The 818-nt window shown below is 42.9% G+C and carries 2 tRNA genes; both read right to left on the bottom strand.

Annotated elements, in window-relative coordinates:
• Window position 1: 1 nt before the first annotated feature.
• Window positions 2-77, bottom strand: a tRNA-Glu gene (locus tag NO992_RS23345).
• Between the two features lie 75 nt (window positions 78-152).
• A tRNA-Ala gene (locus NO992_RS23340) sits at window positions 153-228 on the bottom strand.
• Window positions 229-818: the final 590 nt, after the last annotated feature.

Below are 818 nucleotides of genomic sequence, written 5' to 3'. Positions count from 1 at the left end.
GTGGCGTCCCCTAGGGGATTCGAACCCCTGTTACCGCCGTGAAAGGGCGGTGTCCTAGGCCTCTAGACGAAGGGGACACAATATCAAACAACTTCGCACTCGAGGCGTTGCCATTTGAATTATGTACTAGGACATATGCACTAACGATAAATTGGTGGAGCTAGACGGGATCGAACCGTCGACCTCTTGCATGCCATGCAAGCGCTCTCCCAGCTGAGCTATAGCCCCAAAATAGTCAGACTTGAACTGCTAGCCTGTATCGCTGAGTGCGGGGCGCATTCTATGCAGGAGCAAAAATAAAGTCAACAACTTTTATGAAAGTTTTTTCTAACTGATTCATTTTAAATCAAGAAGCGTAGAATATAACCAAACTACTCCCCTTTGCAAGCCTAACACCTTGAATTGGATTATTTATTACACAATTTAAAACGCATAGTTATCGCACCTCTGCGTTTTTGTTTTAAATCCAATTAGGCCAGAGTGATTTACGGCTCTTTTCTTTTTCCGCATGGTATCCAACCCTGCTTAATTTCGCGCTATAACATGCAAAGCTCAGCAACCTATTTTCCCCAAAATAAGATGATTCTTGGACCAAAAATATAAGCCCCCTCACCTCTTCTATAATGAAGAGCTTAAAACATTGAGCATAAAAACATCACACAGTATAGTTTTTTAAAGTTAAGTGTTGACTCTTTTCAAACTAAACCTATAATACCGCCCCACAACGGCAGACGTTGTAATACAATTTGGGTTGTTAGCTCAGTTGGGAGAGCATCGCCCTTACAAGGCGAGGGTCACTGGTTCAAGTCCAGTACAAC

Origin of the sequence: Pseudoalteromonas sp. DY56-GL79, from assembly GCF_041414765.1 — a bacterium.
Lineage (GTDB): Bacteria > Pseudomonadota > Gammaproteobacteria > Enterobacterales > Alteromonadaceae > Pseudoalteromonas > Pseudoalteromonas piscicida.
The sequence above is the reverse complement of the archived record's forward strand: the minus strand, read 5'-3'. Positions and strand labels throughout refer to the sequence as shown.